The 24,413-nt window shown below is 51.4% G+C and carries 14 protein-coding genes and 2 pseudogenes; 14 read left to right on the top strand and 2 right to left on the bottom strand.

Annotation, left to right across the window (positions count from 1 at the left end; all coding sequences use genetic code 11):
- Positions 1-272: 272 nt before the first annotated feature.
- Positions 273-2,513: a helix-turn-helix domain-containing protein gene (locus tag IEY53_RS27055; protein ID WP_189030610.1), complete on the top strand. Its 2,241-nt coding sequence runs from the start codon at positions 273-275 to the stop codon at positions 2,511-2,513.
- An 84-nt stretch (positions 2,514-2,597) separates the two neighbouring features.
- Here the strand turns inward: IEY53_RS27055 and IEY53_RS27050 are convergent, their stop codons facing one another.
- On the bottom strand, positions 2,598-3,482 hold the full coding sequence (locus tag IEY53_RS27050; protein WP_189030543.1) for a carbohydrate ABC transporter permease: 885 nt from the start codon (positions 3,480-3,482) through the stop codon (positions 2,598-2,600).
- A gap of 275 nt (positions 3,483-3,757) precedes the next feature.
- Between IEY53_RS27050 and IEY53_RS27045 the strand changes: the two genes are divergently transcribed.
- The 8 genes from IEY53_RS27045 (at position 3,758) to IEY53_RS27010 (ending at position 12,790) form a co-directional block, all read left to right on the top strand.
- Positions 3,758-4,717, top strand: a complete 960-nt coding sequence (locus IEY53_RS27045; protein WP_373293945.1) for an ABC transporter permease — start codon at positions 3,758-3,760, stop codon at positions 4,715-4,717.
- A gap of 293 nt (positions 4,718-5,010) precedes the next feature.
- Complete coding sequence (locus IEY53_RS27040; RefSeq protein ID WP_189030542.1) at positions 5,011-6,540, top strand: extracellular solute-binding protein; 1,530 nt, start codon at positions 5,011-5,013, stop codon at positions 6,538-6,540.
- A 72-nt stretch (positions 6,541-6,612) separates the two neighbouring features.
- A complete protein-coding gene (locus IEY53_RS27035; protein WP_189030541.1) occupies positions 6,613-7,758 on the top strand; it encodes a glycoside hydrolase family 88/105 protein in 1,146 nt (381 codons plus the stop codon).
- Entirely contained in the window at positions 7,745-9,100 is a 1,356-nt protein-coding gene (locus IEY53_RS27030; RefSeq protein WP_189030540.1) for a glycoside hydrolase family 28 protein, read from the top strand. Before IEY53_RS27035 ends, IEY53_RS27030 begins: the two co-directional genes overlap by 14 nt.
- 29 nt (positions 9,101-9,129) lie before the next feature.
- A complete protein-coding gene (locus IEY53_RS27025) occupies positions 9,130-10,014 on the top strand; it encodes a dienelactone hydrolase family protein (RefSeq protein WP_189030539.1) in 885 nt (294 codons plus the stop codon).
- Between the two features lie 19 nt (positions 10,015-10,033).
- Complete coding sequence (locus IEY53_RS27020) at positions 10,034-11,020, top strand: pectinesterase family protein (protein WP_189030538.1); 987 nt, start codon at positions 10,034-10,036, stop codon at positions 11,018-11,020.
- Positions 11,021-11,027: 7 nt separating this feature from the next.
- Positions 11,028-12,596, top strand: coding sequence for a glycoside hydrolase family 43 protein (locus IEY53_RS27015; RefSeq protein ID WP_373293944.1), 1,569 nt, complete (start codon positions 11,028-11,030; stop codon positions 12,594-12,596).
- Positions 12,597-12,646: 50 nt separating this feature from the next.
- The gene (locus IEY53_RS27010; protein WP_189030537.1) at positions 12,647-12,790 is read left to right on the top strand and encodes a hypothetical protein; all 144 of its coding nucleotides are present in this window, start codon (positions 12,647-12,649) and stop codon (positions 12,788-12,790) included.
- 618 nt (positions 12,791-13,408) lie between these two features.
- Here the strand turns inward: IEY53_RS27010 and IEY53_RS27005 are convergent.
- A pseudogene (locus IEY53_RS27005) lies at positions 13,409-14,192 on the bottom strand (PhzF family phenazine biosynthesis protein).
- A 149-nt stretch (positions 14,193-14,341) separates the two neighbouring features.
- Between IEY53_RS27005 and IEY53_RS27000 the strand changes: the two are divergent.
- From IEY53_RS27000 to IEY53_RS26980, 5 genes and pseudogenes are all read left to right on the top strand, one after another.
- Positions 14,342-15,532: an alanyl-tRNA editing protein gene (locus IEY53_RS27000; RefSeq protein WP_189030536.1), complete on the top strand. Its 1,191-nt coding sequence runs from the start codon at positions 14,342-14,344 to the stop codon at positions 15,530-15,532.
- Between the two features lie 315 nt (positions 15,533-15,847).
- A complete protein-coding gene (locus IEY53_RS35965; protein WP_308424261.1) occupies positions 15,848-21,121 on the top strand; it encodes a rhamnogalacturonan lyase family protein in 5,274 nt (1,757 codons plus the stop codon).
- A gap of 262 nt (positions 21,122-21,383) precedes the next feature.
- A complete protein-coding gene (locus IEY53_RS26990; RefSeq protein ID WP_189030534.1) occupies positions 21,384-22,073 on the top strand; it encodes a Crp/Fnr family transcriptional regulator in 690 nt (229 codons plus the stop codon).
- 31 nt (positions 22,074-22,104) lie between these two features.
- Entirely contained in the window at positions 22,105-23,097 is a 993-nt protein-coding gene (locus IEY53_RS26985) for a Gfo/Idh/MocA family oxidoreductase (RefSeq protein ID WP_189030532.1), read from the top strand.
- A 354-nt stretch (positions 23,098-23,451) separates the two neighbouring features.
- Positions 23,452-24,348 (top strand): annotated as a pseudogene (locus tag IEY53_RS26980) (transposase); the annotation flags it as partial.
- Positions 24,349-24,413 lie beyond the last annotated feature (65 nt).

Below are 24,413 nucleotides of genomic sequence, written 5' to 3'. Positions count from 1 at the left end.
CCAGCCAGCCGATACGTCAAGCTCCGAGCAAGGCAGACTTCACTCCAGATTCGAAGGTTGATCTGGGTCCGGTTAATGCTATATCATAAGGAAGACTCCTCTTCTGTGGTTCAGTAGAAGCTCGACATGCTCACTTGACCTGATGAAGCGGTGTTTTCTATGTTGGCCGGCTTCAAGCTTCATATCCGTTTGTTATACATTATTTTAATTGGCAAGGTTCGGAAGAAAACGTTATAATTGGTGGAAATGATATGAAACAAAGGGGCATCGCAATGAAAAAGGGGAGTATGTTCTATAAAATTTTCATTCCTGTGTTAATCCTGGGGGTCGGGCTGGTAGCAAGTTTCGGGGGGTATATTTATCTCAGCACCGAAAGCTCGGTCATTGAGCGGGTCGCCAACAGCAAACAAAGCTACATTACCCAGATCAAAAATAATCTGGAACAGAAAATACAAACTATTGAATACGCTTTCAACACATACAGCACCACCAGCTCTTTTAGTGAAGTAGTAAAGAATCCAATCACGGAGAAAGATTTTCAGGCCTATAGGAATGTCAATACACAGCTTAACTATATTGCTTCCATGGGTCCTGAGGGAACGGAATACACCCTTATCAGTCTGGATCAGAAGTGGAGAATCGTTGACGGGAAACTAACGCATCTGACAGAGGAAGAGCTTAAGGATCTGTATGACTCTTATATCGGGAACCGGAAGCAGGGACTTTTCTGGACCAAAACCGCCAAGGGTATCCGGCTGGTTAATACCCTTCCGGTGTTCTCCAATAAGAAATTGGCCATCGCTTTATCGGATATTTCCCTGGAGAGCTTAAACCGTGCCATTCAAACCAAAGAAGAAACCTCTGTGTTGATCACGAACAGGCAAGGCGAATTGTTATATGAAAATGCCTCCGGCGGGAAGCTGTTTCGAGGTAGCCAGCTGACACAGATCGCCGAGGCTGCCGGCAAGCAGCAGGATGGCATGATGACGGTAGAAACCTCAGATCAGCATGAGGTGCAGCTCATTTTTGCCAAATCGACCTATAACAACTGGATCTATTTCACAGTTCTGGAGCAGGCGGAAATTTCCGATTCGCTGCAGACCACCCGCTTTGGACTCATTGTAATGGTCCTGCTGCTGACACTGCTGGTTGTGGTAGTGGCGTATGGGATCTCTATTCATTTTACCAAACCGATTCAGAAGATAAAGGGCAGTCTGCCCGGCAATACCCACTTTTCCTCGAAAAATGAATTTGAATGGATTATGTCCTCCATTGATACGATTCTGACAGAGAAGGAAAGCCTGGAGAGTCTGATGGAGGCGGAAATACCGCAGCTGGAGACGCAGCTGATCCTGAATCTGTTCCGCAGCCGGGTATCCCGGGAAGAGCTGGAACGCAAGCTTCCGCGTCTCGGGTATGATCTAAGCGGGGACCGGCGTTTCGTAACCCTGTTAATCCAGCTGGATAACTACGGCAAGCGCGAGCCCTCAGACAAGGACGTTCTGCTGCTGGCGATTAACAAAATTGTCGAAGAAGTCGTCGAGCGCGAGCAGCGGATGATACCGGTGATTCTGAATGATAATACGCAGGCTACGATTGTTGTGTTCAAGGGAATGGATAAAGAGGAGATCCGCAAACGGGTGATGGACTACGCGGCAGAGCTGGTCAAGACGGTGCGGGATTATCTGGAGCTCTCGATCAGCATCGGCATCAGCACTACGTACGGGAGCTTGCTGGAGAGCAAAGAAGCCTGTGAAATGGGCAAGCAGGCGCTCCGGCACCGGCTTAACCTGGGCAAAGAATCTATTATCTTCTATGAGGAAATCTCCATGCTGGTATCGGGTCCGGTGCTGCTGTATTACCCTTCGGAGCTGGAGGCCAGGCTCTTTGATGCTATCCGGCTCGGCGATGAGGAGCAGGTGGGGGTGACCTTCTATCAATTGCTGGCGGAAATGATGAAGAAAAATAAGAATTCCATGAACGTGGAAGTGACCCTGATCCGGTTCGTGAACAATCTGATTCAGCTGGAGCAACTGCTCGGCATAGAGGTGCTGCTAACCCAGGATAACCATACCTTGTATCATCAGATACTGGACACGCGTAATCCGGAGGAGATTGAGCGGCTGCTGGTCGAGCAGGTCATTTTTCCAATGGTCAAAAGCATGAAAGAAAAAACGAATCATCAGTTCCGCTGCCTCTCCGAGAAAATCGCGGCCATCGTCCGCTCCGAATATGACCAGGATTTGTCCCTTGAGCTTATTGGCGAACGCCTCCATTATAATCCGAATTATTTAAGCAGCATCTTCAAGAAGGAGCATGGAACAACTTTTAGTGAATACCTGATGGGTTACCGGCTGGAAATGGCCAAAAAATGGCTAGTGGAATCGGATATGACCATCAAGGATATCGCCGAGCGGCTGCAATACCATAATTCACAGAATTTTATCCGCTCGTTCCGCAAGAAAGAGAATGTGACCCCGGGATCTTACCGTAAAATAAAGCAGGGGACCTAACTTAAGCAGCTCTGCATAAAAAGAAGTCTTAGCCTCTGCGGCAGCCGCAGAAACTAAGACTTCTTTTGTTCAGGGAGAGTAGGGTTATCCTTTTACTGCACCCAGCAAGGCGCCTTTAGTAAAGTGTTTCTGCACAAAAGGATAGGCTGCAAGCATCGGGACCGTGGCCACCACGATGACCGCCATTTTGATGGTCTGGGCCGGCGGGACAACGTCGACTGAAGCCCCGTCCGCCTGCATGCCGCTTGAGACGATTACAATTTGGCGCAGCAGGACCTGGATCGGCCACATCGCAGAGCTGTTGATATAAAGGATGGCGTTCATGTAGGTATTCCAGTACGCTACCGCATAAAAAAGCGAGATGGTGGCGATAGAGGGCAAAGCAAGCGGCACCATGATCTTGAAGAATATTCCGAAGTCATTGGAGCCGTCAATTTTGGCCGACTCTTCGAGACTGTCCGGCAGCGCCTGAAAGAAGTTCCGCATAATAATCATATTAAAGGCATTGATCGTTACCGGCAGAATTAAAGACCAGTAGGAGTCGATCAGGCCCATGCTTTTGACGACCAGGAAGGTAGGGATCATCCCGCCGCTGAACAGCATGGAGAACACGACGATAAAGTTCACGGTATTTCTTCCCGGCAGATATCTGCGGGACAAGCCGTAGGCCATTAATGAAGTAAAGAACATACTTACCAGTGTGCCGACGATCGTAACGCCAACTGATACCCCGAGACCTTTAAAAATCGTAGGTGTCGAGAGGATGTAGCGGTAGGCATCCAGAGAGAATGTAGTCGGAAATAAGATGAAGCGCTTCGCGACCACTTCCTGCGTCGTTGCAAAGGAGCTGGCTATAATGTTGACGAAGGGGAGCAGACAGACCAGCGCAATAAGAAACAGTAATGAATTGTTTACAATGGTAAAAAGTCGGCTGCTGAGGGAATTTTTCTTACGTAAAGGTTTTGCCATGGGTTATCCTCCTTGTAATCGTTTACATATAGACTTTATCAAGGGAGGACAATTACGTATATAATCAAATCCTGAGGTGTTTTTTTGAAGCGGGAAGAGGACTGAAGAGCAGCATAATCATTATCTTTGACAGTAATCATCAGCTAAGGTGTCTAAGGGGAAAACCCAGTGTTTATAAGGGGATGTAATCGCTATCATGTAATGATTATGTACGGAATGCAGTAAATCACGTACGCTTGGAAATGTAACGAGGAACGTTTAAAGGAGGCTGCCATGTGAAAGTTTCAACTGTCGCTGCTGCTAGACAAATCCCCATGGAGAAGAAAAAACCAACAACCATTTTAGCAAACTTGAAAAGGTATAAGCTGCTGTACTTAATGATTTTCCCAGGCGTGCTGTACTTCCTGATCTTCAAGTATTTGCCAATGGGGGGCCTGGTGATTGCCTTTCAGGATTATCAGCCTTATAAGGGAATTACCGGCAGTGAGTGGGTAGGGTTCAAGCATTTTATCCGTTTGTTTACGGAACCGACCTTTTTTATGCTGCTGCGCAATACACTGGTCCTGTTCGCCATGAATATCGTGCTCTTTTTTCCATTGCCGATTATTCTGGCACTTATGCTGAATGAAGTGAAGCAACGCCATTTCAAAAACCTGGTACAGACGATCATTTATATTCCGCATTTTATGTCCTGGGTCATTATCGTCTCCATCACTTATGTCTTTATGACGGTGGACGGCGGTGTAATCAATGAATTGATGGCCAGTATGGGATTCAAAAAGATCAGCTTCCTGACCTCCCCGGAGTGGCTGCGCACAGTCTACATAGGCCAGATCATCTGGAAGGAACTTGGCTGGTCGACGATTATTTATCTTGCAGCAATCACGGTTGTGGACCCGCAGCTGTATGAAGCGTCGGAAATGGACGGAGCGGGCCGGCTCCGAAAGACCTGGCATGTTACCCTGCCGGCCATTCGCCCGGTAATCATCACGCTGCTTATTCTGAAGATTGGCAGCACGCTGGATCTGGGCTTTGAGCACATGTATCTGCTGCTGAATTCACTGAACCGTGAGGTTGCCGAAATTTTTGATACCTACATCTACACGGCGGGTCTCAAAAATGGCCAGTTGAGCTTCAGTACCACGGTGGGGCTGTTCAAAGGTATCGTGGGCCTGATTCTGGTCATCGGCTCCAACAAGCTGGCTAAGAAAATGGGCGAAGACGGGGTGTACTAGCCCGGCAAGCCGGCAGACCAACAGTCCAACGAGGTATATTAGATGAATCAAAAAAATGCGCAGAATTTTAAAAGGTGAGTAGTAACGGAGTGGAAGTTTGGAGCTGTAGGAGCGTCAGCGTCCGCCTTTGTCTCCAGATTTCTACCGCAGACAGCGGTATAAATCAGGAAATGTGGAGACAACAGCGGCTGGAAGCCCAAACATTTCACGTACTTACGCACTTACCGGGAAAAATATGCAAAGGTTTTTGATCATCTTTTATAGCATTAAACCAATAGAAAAGGAGCAGAAAAATGAAAAAAAAATTAATCTGCATGGTCATTTTTATTACCGTAATGAGTACCCTTTTATCGGCATGCGGGGGGAATAAAGCCAATGAAGCTACAGGCAATGCAGGAACATCAGGCAGCGCCACCCCGGCAGGAGAATCAGAGAAACCGCTTGAGCTAACCTGGTTAAATATACTGCATACGGCCTCTCCGCCAACGGATGTCGTTAAGAGCAAGATTGAGGAATATACCAAATCCAAAATTACTTTCAACTGGGTACCGGATGCATCCAAGGAAGAGCGGATTACCACCGCGCTGGCCTCAGGCGAGCTGGCCGATATTGTCACCTTGACCATGATGACCAATTCCTCTGTGCGCAGCTCGCTCAAATCGGGATTGTTCTGGGATGTGGGCGCTTATCTGGATGACTATGACAATCTGAAGAATATTCCGGCAGAGGTAAGGACCGCCGCTTCCATTGAAGGTGTCCTGTACGGGGTTCCGTTCCAGAAGAATCTGGCACGCTCCGGATTGGTTATCCGCAAGGACTGGCTGGATAAAGTGGGTCTTGCCGTTCCAACCACCTTGGATGAGCTGTATGAAGTAGCGAAAGCGTTTACGGAGAAGGACCCGGACGGCAACGGCAAGCAAGATACAACCGGGTTTGGAGACAGATCGGATCTAAGGTACAGCAGCTTCAAATTATTGAGCTCCTATTTCGGTACACCGAATGGTTGGAAAGTGGATGAAAGCGGAAAATTCACACCGGAATTCGATACACCGGAGTATCTGCAAACCCTGAATTATTCCCGAAATTTATATGAGAACGGTTATTTGGCCAAGGATTTCGCCGTAACGGCAAAAACAGACCAGCAGCAGCAATTCGCACAGGGCAAGACCGGGATTTACACCGGTATGGTCGATATCAAAAATCTGCATGATCTGTCGCAAGGGCTGCAGGAAGGCATGGAGCTCGTACCTGTGAACAAAATCTCTAACGGTGACGGCAAATACCGTGTCTGGTCCGAAGGCAGTGGAGTAGGCGGTCTGCTCGCCTTCCCGAAATCCGAGGTGAAAACGGAAGAGGAATTAAAAAGATTGCTGCAATTCGTAAATGATCTGATTGATGAAGAAGTATTTATGCTGATGACAGGCGGTATCAAAGGCACACATTATGAAATCGATGCAGATGGGGCGTTCAAGATTATCGATCTGGAGAAATGGCAGGCCGATGTCCAGCCTTTTGCCAGCTCAAGACCAAGTGAAGTGACTTTCTCGCTGAAAGATGCGAACCCTGAAAAAGAGATGTCCAATCAATTAATCAAAGAAAACAATGATTTTGCCGTGCTGGACCCTACCGTCCCGCTGGATTCAGCCACTGCCAACGAAAAGGGTACGGAAATGGCCAAAATCATTACCGATGCCTCATTCAAATTCATTATGGGTGAACTTGATGAAGCCGGATTCAAGGAAGCGGTAGAGAGCTGGAAAAAATCCGGGGGCACCCAAATCATCGCCGAATATGAAGAAGCTTATAAAAAAGCGAAGCAGTAATTAACAGCAAACCGGTCCCACCCTTGCGGGTGGGATCACTTTTAACGATAACAGGTTAAGGGAGGAACTGAAATGAATACAGCATGGGCCATCCGTACGGCCAATTCCATTATGGCGCGCACCCCAAGGCTTTATGAGGATAGAACCTATCAAGGCAAATGGTCTTATGATTATGGCGTAGTGTTAAAAGGGTTCGAGCTGCTCTGGAAGCAGACCGGAGACCGGACCTATTTGCAGTTTATCCAGGATCATCTGGATCATTTCGTACAGGAGGACGGCAGCATTCAGGGCTACCGCCAGGACGAATACAATATCGACCATATCAATAACGGGAAGCTGTTATTTACTTTATACAAGGACACCAAGCAGGAGAAATACCGCAAAGCTGCTGGACTGCTAAGAGAGCAATTAAGGACCCACCCCCGGACTTCGGAGGGCGCGTTCTGGCATAAGGAAATTTATCCGTACCAGATTTGGCTGGACGGATTATATATGGGGGCACCTTTTTATCTGGAGCATGTGCTCACCTTTGAAGACGGACAGGGAATAGAGGATGTGACCAAGCAGTTTATCCTCTGCGAACAGCATACAAAGGATGCCCGGACAGGACTGCTCTTCCATGCCTGGGATGAGAAGCGGGTGCAGCCGTGGTGCGATCCAAAGACGGGCTTGTCGCCAAACTTCTGGGGCCGGTCCATGGGCTGGTTTGTAATGGCGCTGGTAGATGTGCTGGAGCTTCTGCCTGCAGAGCATGCGGATTACAACGAGCTGGTGCGGATTCTGAATGATACCTTGTCCGCCCTGAAAAAGTACCAGGATAAGGAATCTGGTGTCTGGTATCAGGTGCTGAATGAAGCAGGGCGCAAAGGGAATTATCTGGAGGCCTCCGCCTCCTCGATGATCGCCTATGCGATGGCCAAGGGCTTGCGGCTGGGAGTACTGGATGCCAGTTGGCAGCCGGTGCTGGAGCAGGCTTTCCAGGGCATTCTGGCCGAGTTCGTGCTGGAAACCAAAGAAGGCTGGATCAATCTGAACAAAAACTGCCAGGTTGCCGGGCTTGGCGGGGCTGACCAGCGTGACGGCACTTTTGCCTATTATATCAGCGAGCCGATTATCACCAATGATCTAAAAGGAGTCGGGGCCTTTCTGCAAGCCTGCGGCGAGGTTCAGCTGGCCGGCAAGCAGGAGCAGGGGAGGATGCTGGATGTTAGGTTATAATATTGCGGATTTCGGAGCGGTGCGGGACAGTGGGGGGCTGGCGACAAATGCTATTTCCCAGGCCATTGCAGCGGCCGCCGAAGCCGGAGGAGGTACCGTATATGTTCCTGCCGGAACGTACCGGACGGGCGCCATCCAGCTTGCCAGCAACATCGAGCTGCATCTCAGTCCCGGAGCCGTACTCTCCTTCAGTCCGGATCTTGCGGATTATCCGCTGGTCGAAGCGAGATGGGAGGGCGTGAAGCGGCAGGTGTATTCGCCGTGTATTTTCGGCAGCGGGCTACACAACGTCTCCATTACCGGCAGCGGCAAGTTTGACGGCAACGGACAATCCTGGTGGGATTTGTTCCAGAACCGCCGGGAGGAGCTGCCCTATCCCAGACCAACATTAATCGGGTTCTACGATTGCACCCGGGTCACACTGAAGGATCTGAACCTTGTGAACTCGCCAAGCTGGACGGTGAATCCGGTACTATGCACCAATGTGACGATCGACAACTTGTCTATTCTCAATCCGGCGGATTCCCCGAATACGGATGGCATTAACCCCGAGTCCTGCCGGAACGTGAGAATCAGCAACTGCAATATCGATGTAGGGGATGACTGCATTGCGATCAAAGCGGGCACCGAGGATACGGCGGACAGGGTAGCTTGTGAGAATATTACAATTGTGAACTGCACGATGATCCATGGTCATGGAGGAGTTGTGCTGGGCAGTGAAATGAGCGGGGACATCCGCAATGTGACGATCAGCAATTGTGTCTTCAAGCAGACGGACCGGGGCATCCGCCTGAAATCGCGGCGGGGGCGCGGCGGAATCGTCGAGGACATCCGCATCAGCAATATTGTGATGGAGGATGTGATCTGTCCGTTTATTCTTAATCTCTATTATTTCTGCGGACCACGCGGCAAGGAGAAATATGTCTGGGACAAAAATCCCTATCCGGTTACGGAAGAGACACCGCAGTTCAGACGTATTCATTTCTCCGATATTACCGCCCGAAATGTCCATGCGGCTGCAGGATTCCTGTACGGGCTGGCGGAACAGTACATCTCGGAAATCACCTTTGCCAATATTGCTATTTCCATGGCAGAGAACGCGGTTCCCGGCCGTCCGGCGATGATGGCAGGCATCGAAGACATGAAAAGGCGCGGATTCTATCTGGGCAATGTGCGGGAGATCAGCTTCCGCCAGGTGACCATTGAGAATCATGAGGGGCCGGCATTCTACGTGGAGAACGGAGAAGAAGTAGAGTTCACCGGCTGTCATTCGAAGCGTACTGCCCAAGTGGAACAGCTGGTGGAGCAGGTTGCCGTCAGTCCTTCTTCGGTTCGGGTTTGAATAGACGTCCTAAGGAGAAGGTGAAAGAGATGGATCAACTATGGAGCCTCTTAGGCGACTTGCCGCCAGAGTTGCCGATAACGGCCACGACGCTTAGGGAGGATGAACAGGATGGATACCGTCTGGAGTCGCTGCTGCTGGAATTGAACGGAATTGAGAAGGTGCCGGCTTATGTGGCTACACCCCTGACAGGCACCGGCCCCTTTCCTTTGGTCATTTTCAATCATTCTCACGGAGGCAATTATGCGAACGGCCGCAACGAGCTGATCCGCAGCAGCGCTTACCTGCAGCCTGTTTCTTTTGCCAAAGCGCTTACGGATCTGGGTTATGCCGTCTGCTGCATCGACATGTGGTGCTTCAATGAACGCGGAGGCCAAACCGAAAGTGAATGTGTCAAGGGAATGCTCTGGCAGGGGCAGGTCATGTGGGGCATGATGCTCTACGACAACAAGCGGCTGGTTGATTATATGTGCAGCCGCCCGGATATCGATCCCTCACGCATCGGGACAATCGGGATGTCCATGGGCGGACTGATGGCCTGGTGGCTGGCGGCGCTGGATGAGCGGATTCAGGTGACCGTTGATATTTGCGGTCAAGTGGATGCACAGACATTGATTGCGAAGCGGGGACTGGATCATCATGGTTTTTATTCTTATGTCCCCGGTTTGTTAAAGTACTTTACGACACTGGAGATTCAGAAGCGGATTGTGCCGCGGCCCCGGATGAGCCTTGTGGGCCGAAATGACCGGATGTGTCCTCTGGATGGAGTTGGACTTTTGGCTGCTGGCCTGGCCGAAGCCTACCGGGAAGCCGGACAACCCGGGAACTGGCAGCCGATAACGGCCAGCGGCGGGCATATGGAAACGCTGGAGATGCGCACGGCCTGGGAGCAATTCCTGGTCCAGCATTTGTAACCGGCAGGGAAGGAGCATTATGGGAACATTAGTGGTAGGACATGAATCCTTTTGTGATTATCATACGATTCAGGCTGCGGTTCATGCGCTGGAGCAGCAAGACTTGTCTGCACCGGCTACTCTGTACATTTTGCCCGGTGTCTATGAAGAAGCCGTCAGGATCTATCGTTCGGAGCTTGCGGTGATCGGAATCGGTGAGGTGGAGATCACCATGAACCGCTATGCCAAGGAGCAGGATGAAGCAGGGGAGGAGATCGGCACCTTCGCTACCCCGACTCTGTTTCTCGGCGGCAGTGATCTGCTTGTGGAGAATCTGACGGTTACCAACTCAGCCGGTCAAGGACCGGAAGTGGGGCAGGGCGTAGCCGTCTATGCCCATTGCGACCGCACGGTGTTCCGGAATTGCCGCTTCAAAGGGCACCAGGACACGTTGTTCACCGGACCGCTGCCGCCGGCCCCGAGAGAACGGCTGACCTTTGGCGGAATTCCTATACGGGAATTGCACACGAACTATTACCAGCTCTACCAGTATTGCCGGATCGAGGGGACGGTGGATTTTATTTTTGGCGGAGCGACCGCCTATTTCGAGGCCTGTGAAATTCATAGTCTGCCCCATGCCAGTGAGGGTTCCGGCTATATCACCGCTGCCTCTACACCTCTTGGGCAGAGCTATGGCTACGTCTTTCATCAATGCTTCTTGACGGCAGCACCGGGAACGGCTCCGGTCTATCTGGGCCGCCCCTGGCGGGAGTATGCGCAGACAGCGTTTGTGAACTGCCGGATGGGGGAGCATATCCAGCCTTCCGGGTGGGACAACTGGAACAATGCCGCCAATGAGGCTACCGTATGTTACGGCGAATACGGTGTGCGGAATGCTGCGGCTCTCCGCCCGGGACGTGTAGCTTGGGCCGAATGTCTGGAGACAGGGGAAGAGCCCTTTTCCCTTAAGAATGTTTTTGCCGGGACCCGTTTCTATGAAGAAGATGTGAGGAAAAGGAGAACCTGATAATCTTATGAAACCCATGATCAGCAATCCCATACTGCAAGGCTTCAACCCAGACCCCTGCATTGTGCGGGTTCAAGACACTTATTATATTGTCGTTTCATCCTTTGAATGGCTGCCGGGCGTGCGGGTGTATCAGTCGGAGAACCTGGCCGTCTGGGAGCATTGTACAGATATTGTGACGGATCAGGTGGACCTTAGAGGCAACCCAAAGAATTGCAGCATCTGGGCGCCACAGCTCAGTTACCATGATGATCTGTTCTACCTGTTATATACCGATGTCAAAAGCACCAAACGCCCGTTCAAAGACGCCCATAATTATCTCATTACCGCACCGTCGATTGAAGGTCCATGGTCGGCGCCGGTCTATCTGAACAGCAGCGGCTTCGATCCTTCCTTGTTCCATGATGAGGATGGACGCAAATGGCTGCTCAACGCGCTCTGGGATTACCGGATTACGGAAGGCAATAAATCCAGCGGCATTGTGATGCAGGAATACGACAGCAAGCAGCAGCGTCTGATCGGTGACCCTGTGAAAGTGTTCGATTGCACCCCGCTGAAGAAAACGGAAGCTCCCCATATTTATAAACGGAACGGTTACTATTATCTGCTTACAGCGGAAGGCGGAACGGGGACAGGGCATGCCGTTACCGTGGCGCGTTCAAGGGAATTAGCCGGCCCTTATGAGGTAGATCCTCAGAATCCGATGTTAACTTCACGGGAGCGCCCCGAACTGCCGCTGCAATGCGCCGGCCACGGCAGCCTGGTTCAGACTCCCGGCGGTGAATGGTATATGGCCCACCTGTGTACCCGTCCGATTCATGGAGAGTACGCCATCCTCGGACGGGAAACTGCCATTCAGCAGGTGTATTGGGATAAGGAGGGCTGGCTGCGCCTTACGTCAGGAGGCCACAGCCCGCTGCTCGAAGTGCCTGCTCCTGAAGGGAGCCTCCCGGCGAAGACGGAGGGACCTTACGTGTTTGAAGAGCATTTTGACGGTCCGGCGCTGGCAAAGACATGGAATTCCTTGCGGATTCTGGCTGACGAAAACTGGTGCTCCCTTGCGGCGAGGCCCGGTTATCTTCGGCTGACCGCCGGAGAGTCGATGCAAAGTCTTTTCCGGCATCATTTGCTGGCGGTGCGGCAGCGTGATCAGCATTTTCGGGCCGAAACGGCGCTGGAGGCTGAGCCGCGGAGTTATCTGCAAATGGCCGGCATGATGCTCTATCTGAACGAAGACAATTATGTCTATGCTTATATTAGCCATGAAGAAGGAGTCAAGGTGTTGCGGATGTGCTGGTGTGCGGCGGCTCAGTTCACACTCTTGCCGGATACAGTTGTACTTGAAGCCGGACTTCCCGTACATTTGGCGGTAGAAGTACAGGAGACAAAGGCCGCATTTTTTTACCGTACCGGGGAACAATCCAGCTGGAATCCGCTGCTGGAGGCTCCTGACATCCATTTCTTGTCCGGCGGCTTCACGGGGAATTTTGTGGGAATTGCCGCGCATGACATGAATCAGCTTCAGGGGAGTTATGCCGATTTTGCCTATTTCCGTTACGAGGGGAAGGGTCATTAACCTCGGAGGGGCCTTCGGTCAAGTGAAGAGGCTGTCCCATAAGCCATGAAATGGCTGCTTGGGATTGGCAGTTGTTCCAATCGCTGATGTCCCAGATTTTATTGATTTTTGAGGTCGGTTGGCTTTCGCTTGCTCACAATCTATTGAAGCAAGCCACCAATGACCAAAAACGCAGAGCAGCGATCCTTCAATAACTGGAGGATCACTGCTCTGCTGATTTTTTTCTTGCTTTAGAAGAGTAGGGCTCTCTTATTCGTAAGGAAAATCCACTTATGGGACAGCCTCGTTTCAGGAAGGCCGGTGATCAGCTTTAAACACGATACCAGTGTATTTAGTACATCAGAATGTGAGGTAATCCGGCTTTTTTTCGATTTGAATGCATTTAGTACATCAGGATTTGCAAATAAGGCAGATAAGGTCGCTTTTCTAAAATTACACTGCAGGAAATACATCAGAATGCGTTTTTGAGCGATAAAAAAGAGATTCTGCTGCACTAAATGCATCAGAAATGGCCGCTGCGGGAGGACATATTTTACCCCATACGGGTTTCCATAATACCCCTGTGCGTTCCATCGCCACAGCTTCGCATTAATTAGCCACTAACCAGTACTGAAGCCGCAAGAGTTCACGTGTCGTGGTCCCAAACGTTTCCATTAGTTTTTTGGGTTTGTGCTCCATGGATTTGTTATCTTCAATTTTTCCAGGTTTTAGGCATAGAAACCAAGGGGGATCCTATTCTTTTCATTTTAGTGGGTGACGCCTTGGCATCAGGGGTGTTTGTGTAGCTGGCGATCAGGGACAGGAATCCTCCACTACATCGTAATCTGAAGCTCAGCAACAGCATAGAGCACGGCTGATCCGCTGATCTTCACTCTGTCCCCGGCTAATCTGCAGTACAATGTCCCGCCCCGTGCGGACCTCTGCCCTGGCTACCAGCTCACTTTTTCCCAGACGATTGGCCCAGAAAGGAATGAAGTTGCAGTGAGCAGAGCCGCATACAGGGTCTTCGTCCACATTCAGCTTTGGAAAAAAGCTTCGCGAAGCGAAGTCGTACGTTTCACTTTTCGCCGTAATGGAAACCCCTACGCCATCCGGCAGCTGTTTCAGCTTGGAAAAGTCAGGGGATGCGTTAATAACATCTTCTTCTTTGTCCAGGACAAACATTAAATCACGGCTCAAATACGTTTCTGCGGGTGTAACGCCAAGCGCCTCTATCATTTGCCCGGTTAAGGTGAAGGGCTCCGGCATTCTGCTGGGAAAATCCATTTCATAGAGTTCCCCTTTTTGGAGCACAACCAGTTCTCCGCTCAACGTCTGGAAGGTAAGCCGCTCAACATTATTGTCATAATAGTTGCAAATAACATAGGCGGTTGCCAACGTAGCATGCCCGCAAAGGTCAATTTCTGCTGCCGGTGTAAACCATCTTAATCGATAGCTTTCTCCCTCTTTGACCGCAAAAGCAGTCTCTGAAAGATTGTTTTCAGCGGCAATCTTCTGCATCAGTTCATCCGAAAGCCATTGCTCCATAATGCACACACCCGCAGGATTACCTTCAAACAGCTTTTCGGCAAACGCGTCTACTACGTAATATTTCACGGGTAATTAACCTCCTTCGTAATTGAGAACTCAACTGCGTCGTTATTCAATCTTGTGAATGTTATAGTATTAAATATACACTAAAGGGAGAATCATATGCACGGCTGTATTAGCAGGACTTAAGCAGCCGGGAAGAGAGGGAATGAACGATGACGACGACCAGGCTTTATTATGAATCACCAGATATAAGCGAGTGGAGTACAGAAATCTGCAGAACGATTGAGCGGGAAGACGGATATTATGTTCTGCTGAAGGAGACGGCTTTTTATCCGCACGGCGGTGGACAGCCTTGTGATAAAGGATGGATGAACGGGATTCCTGTGCTGGATGTGAGCATGGAAGGTGATGAGATTGTACATAAGGTAGAGCGTCTGCCGCAAGACACCCGGGTAAGCTGCCAGATGGACTGGAACCGCAGGTTCGACCATATGCAGCAGCACAGCGGACAGCATTTGCTCTCGGCGGTATGCCTGGAGATGTATGATGCCCCGACGGCAAGCTTTCACCTGGGGACCGACTATGCAACCATCGATGTGGAGCTTCCGGAGTTGTCCGCCGCTCTATTGGCCGGGCTTGAGATGGAAGTGAACCGCCATATTTACCGGAATCACAGCATCAGGAGTTATGTGGTGACTGGTGAAGAAGCTGCCTTGCTGCCGCTGGTGAAACAGCCGAAGGTGACGGAGAATATCCGGATCGTAGAAATCGAGGACGTGGAGTACAACGCTTGCGGGGGAACCCATGTCTCCTCGACGGGTCAGCTTGGAATGATTAAGCTGCTCAAGGCAGAGAAGCAGAAGGGCAACACCCGGATCTACTTCAAATGTGGAATCCGTGCCTTGGATGAGTTCAACGACAGCCTGCGGATTCTGGGCGTATTGTCTGCCAAATTCAACACTGCGAAAGAGGAAATTATCGACCGGATCGAAAAAGGGGAAGCGGAGCAGAAGCAGCTTCAGGCCGAGCTCGCAACGCTTAAAGAGAACAATGAGGCTTATGTGATCCGGGAGCTGTTAGCGGGACGCGAAGCAGCGGACGCTCCGATCACACATCTTTTTACAGATAAGTCCCTGAAGGATCTGCAGAACCTGGCTCTGGGACTGGCGGCAGAGAGTGCTGTTCCTGTATTGCTCGCGACATCTGCCGAGAATAAGATTGTTATGGCCTATGCAGGTGCTTCCGGCCTGTCCTGCGGGGCTTTCTTCAAGGCCCACTTAAGTGCTTATCAAGGAAAAGGCGGCGGAAGCGATAAAATGGCTCAGGCAGGGTTCCCGGCGTGGGCAGATGTGCTGGCCTTTTATGAGTACGCACGAAGCTCGCTGAGCGCAGCGGTTCGCTAGGAGAAATCGGAGCGGTGGCTCTACTACAAAACGGCAGAAATGCCGTTTTTGTTATGTCTAAAGACCTAAACACAAAAAAGAAGACGGATTTTTGTATTAAGATATCGGATTTTTAAATGTTCAAGCTGTAAGGTTGATGGTAGTATCGAGTTGAAATTGTATATATTGGAAGAAAATACACGGGAATGACCCATAAGAAGAAGGGAGGATGCTTCGCTGCGGTAAAAGGACACCCTATTCACATTTTTTTGTAAGCGTTTACTAGTTTGGATGCCGAGAGTTCCAATCCTATTGAAAGCGGGTGGATCAAGAAAGATGATAGGGATAAACAGGTTCAGGAAACAGCTGGTAATGGTGCTGCTGTCGGTTATGGTTCTTTGCGGTTCAGTGTTGCCGTCAGCTTGGTTTGCAGGTGGCCAGGCCTATGCGGCTGCTGACGCTGCGGGCCCGGCAATAAATGGGGACGCCGGTGAGAAGGAAGTTCCTGCCTCGCTTCAGGCGCCGGAGGGGTTTAAGGTGACGGAGGTTACCCCTGCGGGGGTATCCCTTGCGTGGAGCAGCGTGACGGATGTGGTCTATTATCATGTGCACCGGACCGTAACCGGCGGTAGTGAGGGGATTCAGCTGCTGGGTGCTGTGCCGGTTGCAAGCTATACAGACACAAGCATCGGTGAAGGAATCAGCTACACCTATTATGTATCGGCGGTGAACGGAAGCGGACTTGAATCTGCACTCAGTGCACCGGCCGTAGTGACCGGGGGACCTGGGGTCAAGCCATTGCCGGAGAATGGCGTCTACGGTTTTGATTTTGGCCCGGGGGCAACGGCAGAGGGATATCTGAAGGTCGAAGCCGGGACCTCCTATTCGCCTGAAAGCAAATACGGCTTCGCGGACCCGTCCCAAGTAACCGGGACAGACAGAGGGACGGCCGATGCGCTCCGGGCGGATTTTGTAGTGCCGCTGGAGACCTCGTTCAAAGTCGATCTGCCAAACGGGGACTATACCGTCTCGCTGATTGCCGGGGACAGTGCCGGGGATACGAATATTGCGATCAAGGTTGAGACGATGCAAAAGGTGCAGCAGACCGTCAAAGCCGCAGGTGAATATTTGGAGATGAGTTTTGACATCGCTCTGGTGGACGGCCAGATGAATTTGGCCTTCTCGGGCACGAAGCCCAATCTGAATGCGCTGGTCATTACCAGACTCCCGGAACGGCAAGCCGCGGGTCTGCCGACGGTCTACCTGGCCGGGGATTCAACGGTACAGACCTATGATCCTTATTGGCAGCCCCAGGCAGGCTGGGGACAGATGCTCCCAAAATTTTTTGATCTGAGCAAAGTGACCATCAACAACAAGTCCATCGGAGGACGCAGCTCCAAATCGTTCATTGTGGAAGGGCGTCTCGATGAGATTCTGCGGATGATTCGGCCGGGAGATTATTTTCTGGTACAGTTCGGCCATAACGATGCAACGATCAGTGTGCCTGAACGGTATGCTTCTCCAGCCGATTATAAAATCTATCTGAAATCCTATGTCGACGGAGCCAGACAGCGGGGAGCAACTCCGATTCTGGTCACGCCGATGGGACGCCGCGACTATAATGCCGAACAGAGCAAGTTCAATGTCAGCTTCCCGGAATATGTGCAGGCCATGAAGGAAGTGGCGGCCGAACTGAATGTGGAAGTGGTCGACTTGAGCACAATGAGTGTGGCTTATTACGATTCGATCGGTTTTGAAGCCACTCGTTCAGTGTTCCTGCATCTGGATGCCGGTATTTATGGCGCTTTCCCGAATGGCTCGGCGGATAATACCCATTTCCAGGAGTATGGAGCCATTCAAATGGCCCGCCTGCTGGCGGGAGGAATCAAGCAGTTAAATAACCCGCTCTCCGCCATGGTTAAGGAAATTGAACCGCCGGCTGCCGTTCCGCCGCAGCCTACCGGGCTGCTGGCCGGAAGCATCAGCAACGCCGGTGCGGTGGTGAAATGGAATGAAGTGGCCGGTGCGGATATTTATAAAATCTACCGCAAGCTTGTGTCTGAGGATGAATCCGCGTACGCCCTGGCCGGGACATCCAGGGTGCCGCTGATGACGCTTAGCGGCATGACGGAAGGGTCGGCGTATGCAGTTCGCGTGACAGCAGTGAACGGCCGGGGCGAGTCGGAGCCTTCGGCTGAGGTTGTAATTGCGACCAAATCAGCCCAATACCGTTATGACTTCGGGCCGGCAGGTTCGCCGGTTGCTGCGGGCTACACCGAGGTTAACCGGAATGTTCTCTATACGCCGGAGCTTGGCTACGGTCTTGCTTCAAGCGCGGGGATGTCTGACCGGGACCGCGGAAGTGTAACGGATGAGCTCCGCAGAGATTTTGTAATTTATTTTGGCGGGAGTTATGAATTCAAGGTGGATCTGCCGAGTGGCTACTATTCGGTGAAGAGTTATACGGGAGACTGGATCGGCTCGACCAAAACAAATGTGGCCATTGAAGGGAAGGATTACGGAACCGTATCTTCAGGGAAGGCGAATATCGCCGAGAAACTCTATAACCAGATCGCGGTGAAGGATGGTCAGATGAACCTGGTCTTCAGCGGTACAACCGCACATCTGAACGGGCTGGAGATTACGCCGCTGCTGCTGGCTCCTGCCGGACTTAAGCTTGCGGGTCTGGATCTGACGGCAGATCCGGTTGTCGCGAACTTGTCTTGGGATGTTACGGATGGCGCGGCCAAATACCGCGTGTACCGCCAGGCTGCGGTGGGCGGAAGCACCGAACTGCTGGGCGAAACCACAAGCCCGCTATACACGGATCTTACAGCGGATATCGGCATGGAATATAACTATACAGTAACCTCGGTAGACAGTACGGGGCTGGAGTCTGTTGCATCCACTATGCTGGCGGTCTCTATGGTCGACCCCTCTGTTACCAAAGCAGCGGTTCCTTCCGGGCTGAAGCTTGTATCCACGAACAAAAATGATGTGAGCTTCTCCTGGAATGCAGACCGCGCTGCCCGGATGTTCAATATTTACCGTGCTAAATCGGCGGACGGTAATTATACGCTTATTGGCAAATCCGCTGAGCCGTCTTACACCGATCGGACAGTCCTGACTACCATCCCCTATTATTATAAAGTGGCTTCGGTGAACGCCGGAGGAATCTCCGGGCTTTCCGAAATGCTGGAGACCCCTGCCGTGACCACACTGTACCGGCAGATGGAGAAGCTGGACCGTGCTCCGGTTGCCGTCCAGACGGACGGCGGAATTGTGGTCAGCTGGCGGATGCTGGGGCTTGATCCTGACTCTATTGGATTCAATCTTTACCGCGGGAAGACGAAGGTCAACAAAACCCTGCTGACAGCCACCACCAATATACTGGATGCAGCAGGAACCGGGTCTTCCAAGTATAAAATCACCACGGTGATGGGCGGTGTGGAACAGCCTGCATCGGATGAATTTGGCGTGTGGGGACAGCAGTATTTATCTGTACCCTTGCAGAAACCGGCCGACGCCTATACCAAAGACGGCCAGCCCTACACCTACAGCGCCGGTGATGCCAGTGTAGGGGATCTGGATGGCGACGGGAAATATGAGATTATTCTGTTATGGGCCCCCTCCAACAGCAAGGATAACTCGCAGGCCGGTTACACGGGACTTGTCTATATGGATGCCTACAAATTAGACGGAACACGCCTGTGGCGGATCAACCTGGGACCCAATATCCGGGCTGGAGCGCATTATTCTCCGTTTACCGTCTATGATTTGGACGGGGACGGCAAGGCGGAGATTGTCATCAAGACCGCCGATGGGACTGTGGATGGCGAAGGCACTGTCATTGGCGATGCGAGTGCCGACTACCGCAACAGCAGCGGTTATGTGCTGCTTGGGAATGAATATTTAACTGTATTCGACGGCTTGACCGGCCGGGCAATCGATACCGTGGAGTATGATCCTCCGCGCGGAGATGTCAATGCCTGGGGAGACGGATACGGGAATCGTGTGGACCGGTTCCTGGCTGCAGTAGCTTATCTGGACGGTGAGCATCCAAGCGTAATCTTCAGCCGGGGCTACTATACCCGAACGGTGCTTGCTGCGTATGACTACCGTGAGGGCAAGCTTGAGCAGGTATGGCGGTTTGACACCAATGATGAAGGGAATGCGGAATATACAGGCCAGGGGAACCATAACTTGTCGGTCGGTGATGCGGATGGCGACGGCAAGGACGAGATCACTTTTGGAGCCATGGCGATCGATGATGACGGGCTTCCGTTATACAATACCAAGCTTGGACACGGGGATGCGATTCATTTTGGAGATCTTGACCCGGCGCGGCCAGGTCTTGAAGTGTTTGACGTGCATGAGCATAAGGGTGCCGAATACGGGATTGAAGTGCGGGATCCGGCTACCGGAAAGGTGCTGTGGGGTGTATTTACCGGAGTGGATACCGGCCGGGGCATGTCGGCGGACATTGATCCACGTTATGCGGGGGAAGAAGTATGGGCTGCAACCATTACCAATGCCCAGCAAGTTCCGGTTACAGGCCTGTACAGCATAAAGGGTGAGCTGATTACGAATACTCTGCCCAGTTCAACCAATTTTGGCGTTTGGTGGGACGGTGATTTGCTGCGCGAGTTGATGGACGATAACCGGGTCGACAAATGGGATTATGCGAATGAGAAGACAATGAACCTGTTGACGGCGGCTGGAGCTTCTTCGAATAATTCCACAAAAGCTAACCCAAGTCTGCAGGCGGATCTGTTCGGTGACTGGCGGGAGGAAATCATGTGGCGTTCCTCGGACAGCACGGAGCTGCGCATCTATACCACAACTGATCTTACGGACTATCGTATCCGTACCTTGATGCACGATCCGATTTACCGGCTGGGGGTAGCCTGGCAGAATGTCGGATATAACCAGCCGCCGCATCCGGGTTTCTATTTGGGTGAGGGGATGGAGCAGCCGGCTGCTCCACACATTAAGTATGGAGGAACCACGCCTCCACCGCCCGTGAAAGCTGATGATGTGCCTGGACGGCCGGTGTTATCGAGCAATAATGGCCATGATACAGGTCTTCTGGACGGGGATTATCGGATTACGATGAATATGTCGTGGGGGAATAACGGCATAACCTATAAGCTGTTCGAGGACGGGAAGCTGATCGATACGCAAACCTTGACTGACGATTCACCTGCTGCACAGACTGCGTTTACAGAAGTATCCGGCAAGGCAGACGGCACGTATACGTACACTGCCGAGTTGAGCAATTCATTCGGAAAGACGGTATCTGTTTCGCATACGGTAACCGTGAAGAATGCGCTGCCTGCCAAACCGGTCCTGTCGAACGACAATTGGGAGGGGGACGGAACTTACCGGATCACGATGAACCAATGGTGGGGCATCAATGGTACCACGTATCGTTTATATGAGAATGGGGAGCTGGTCGATACACAGACCTTAACGGACAAGACACCGGACGCTCAAACTGCTGTGACTGAGATTACGGGCCGGCCGGCCGGGGTCTATGAATACCGGGCAGAGCTGGTAAATGCCAGCGGGACTACATCCAGCGAAATCATGAGCGTGAACGTGAAATAAGCCTTTGCAAAAGAAAGATCAGGGACTAAAGAGATCTGGCGGCGAAAAGCTGCCGGATCTTTTTTTGTTGAACAAAGGGACAGCTGGCCTTTTTTTTGCACGCTCCATGCTCTATTTTTAAGAATATTACAAGAGTGAAGGCGGGCTTGGGCAATGACCCGGTGTACGGGACTTGGCCAGAGCTCCGGCGGGATAGCCATTGATGGGCCATTCCAAGAACTGCTATGATGAAGGGACTATACAGGATCGTGAGGGATAAGCAATGCAGCTTGCTGATCTGATCAGAAGTATTCCAAAGCTTGAACATATGCTGATGCAATTGCCGGCGGAAGTCTGCGGGCGGTTTGTGCTGCGTAAATTCCCTGCCCATACGGTCATCGTCCGCAAGGATCAGACCCTTACCAGTGTGTACATTATCTGTACCGGCCGTATGCGGATTGTCAATGAGTTCGACAACGGGCGCTTGTATGCATTCACGGACACGAACCTGTATACGATGATAGGGGAGACGGAGATTCTAGCGGGAGTCCAGGAATATGGGTGTACGGTGGAATCAGTCACGGAATGTATGACTGTTCAGATGAGCCGTGAGGATTTTGTGCTCTGTTTTGAGACAAGCCATGTGTTTGCCAAGGAAATCTCCAAGGATATCGCCTATAAGCTGCACCAGAGCTCATCCAAAATGGGCGAGAATCTGTTCTATCCGGTTAGGTACAACCTGGTCTGCTTCCTGATCGCAGTGGCCCAAAAGGAACTGGCAGCTCAAACGGCCGCTGTTATTCCGCTGAAGCGTCAGGATATGGCGGACCGCCTCGGGATCAGCCTGAGATCGGTGAACCGGGTGATCCAGAAGCTTAAGGAAGACGGGCATGTCTCCATCGTCAAAGGGAAGATCCACATCGAACAGCAGCAGTATATTAAGCTTACGCAAATGGTAAATGATTTGAAATAGAAATGATGCCAAACAACTAGGAGAGATTATATTGACGAACGCAAAGCTGTGTTTTATAGGTGCCGGGTTTCATGCCTCGACTAACATTTACCCCTCCGCAATTGAAGCGGGCGCGGAGATTGCCGCGATATGCACCCGTGATCTGGAGCGCTCCAAGGCGGCGCTTCAGCGCTTCGGCAGCCGTGGTACGGCTTACGACGACTACCGGCAGATGCTGCGCAAGGAAGAATGTGACGGCGTTGTCGTTGTGGCCCAGCCCGGGGATCAAACGTCGCTGGTGCTGGAATGCATCCAAGCGGGCAAAAATGTATATGTGGACAAGCCGCTCGGCTGGAATGCCGCCGAGGCCCGGCACATCGCGGATGCCGCCGAACAGGCCGGTGTCGTGTTAATGGTAGGCTTCATGAAGCGTTATGCACCGGTCTATATGAAGCTGAAAGAATGGATCAGCGGGCAGACGCTGGGAGCTGCAAGGTCTTTTCAAGCGACCTTTGCCGTGGACAGCACACCATTCTGCAAAGACGAGGAACAATTCATCAAGCTGGCTGCGATTCATATCATTGACCTGCTGCGCTATCTGTTCGGTGAAGTGGTACAGGTGACTGGCTTCAGGAACACTGCCGGTGAATATATCTCGCAGAACCTGGCGCTGAAGTTCGCAAACGGGATTACGGGCAGTGTATACTTCACGGGGATGACGGCTTGGTCGAGAGAGAGTGAGCGGCTGCTCGTCACCTTTGACGATGGATTTGCCAGCGCGGATGAGATTAATACGCTGACTGTGCATCAATCGCGTACCAGCGGCACGTTGCCGTGGAAGGACCTGGAGGAGCGGGACTCTGTGTTCACCCCATCCGGTTCACCGATGTCGGGCGGCTACAGAGATCTGTATCTGCGCGGCTTTGTGGGTGAAATGGCCCATTTTATGGAATGCTGCCGCAAGAGTATCACTCCGCTCTCCAGCGGAAGGGATAATGTGCAAACCATGGACCTGTGTGACCGCATTTTGTCGGCATTGGTTTAATGCTCCAATGTGTCCTATGTAAGTATGAGCAATGAAGAAGGGGGTGTCCCATAAGCCATGAAATGGCTGCCTGGGGCCCCCCTAGTTTTTTGAGCAGGATTAACGTGAGCACTTGGGTGGACGCTCCGCGAACGGACCGTTGTTCCAATCGCTGTTGTCCCCAGATTTTTTTGACTCTCCTTAGCGGTGAAAATCCGGGGACAAAGGCGACCGCTACCGCTTTTCCACAATCAGTCCGTCCTCTCCACTGTTTAAGCGGAAAAAGTTTCTACATTCTTAAAAAACACATAAAAAAAGAAACCCCCCTTTGATAAAATGGAGTTACCACACAACCATCCCAAAGGAGCGATTTCTTTGTACATTCAATATACCATGGACCAACTTTGCTTGCCAATGGATCTGGAAGAAGACATTCCCGAACATCACTTTGTTCGTGTCGTTAACGCAGCCGTGAATCGGCTGGACGACGCCATCTTTGACACGGCCTGCCCCGGCGGTGGTCGTGACAGCTACCATCCTAAAATGCTCACCAAAGTCATCATTTACGCGTATACACAGCGTATTTACTCCTCACGACAAATAGCCAAAGCGGTACGTGAGAACATTCCCTTCATGTGGCTAGCCGGACGCCACCGGCCAGACTTTCGCACGCTTAATCGCTTCCGTTCCCAGCGAATGAAGGACGTTCTCGAAACGGTATTTTCCGCTGTGCTTCAGTTTTTGGCTGACGAAAAATACGTTTCTCTGGAGCATTACTTTGTGGATGGTACTAAGATTGAGGCCAATGCCAATCGCTATACCTTTGTTTGGGGCAAAGCCGTTAGTAAACACAAGGCCAAGCTGCAAGAGAATGTACATGCTCTTTTTGCTGACATTGAAGCAGCAGAGCACCAAGAAGAACGGAGTTCCAGGGAAAGGACCTCGCGGAACTCGGCGAATCTTGTGAGATAAGCAGTGAGAAACTGGAACACCTGACCCAGGCGCTGGAGTCAAACTTCTGGACAAACCTAAAGACAAGCCCCTGAAAAAGGCCATTCGGAAGCTTCGGAAGGACTTGCTGCCTAGGTACTGAAGTACGAACAGTACCAAACACTGCTTGGCGACCGGAACAGCTTCAGCAAGACGGACCCGGATGCGACCTTCATGCGGATGAAGGAAGACCACATGCGAAATGGTCAACTTAAACCGGGTTACAATGTGCAAATCGGAACGGAAAACCAGTTTATTTTGGCCTACAGTGTCAAAAGAAAATAAGGTTCTATATAGAAGGCAATTAAGAAACTGTCGCTGTCACTTCAATCGCCAAATCGGGTAAG

Origin of the sequence: Paenibacillus albidus (genome assembly GCF_014644435.1) — a bacterium.
In the GTDB taxonomy this organism is placed as follows: Bacteria; Bacillota; Bacilli; order Paenibacillales; family Paenibacillaceae; genus Paenibacillus_AQ; species Paenibacillus_AQ albidus.
The sequence above is the reverse complement of the archived record's forward strand: the minus strand, read 5'-3'. Positions and strand labels throughout refer to the sequence as shown.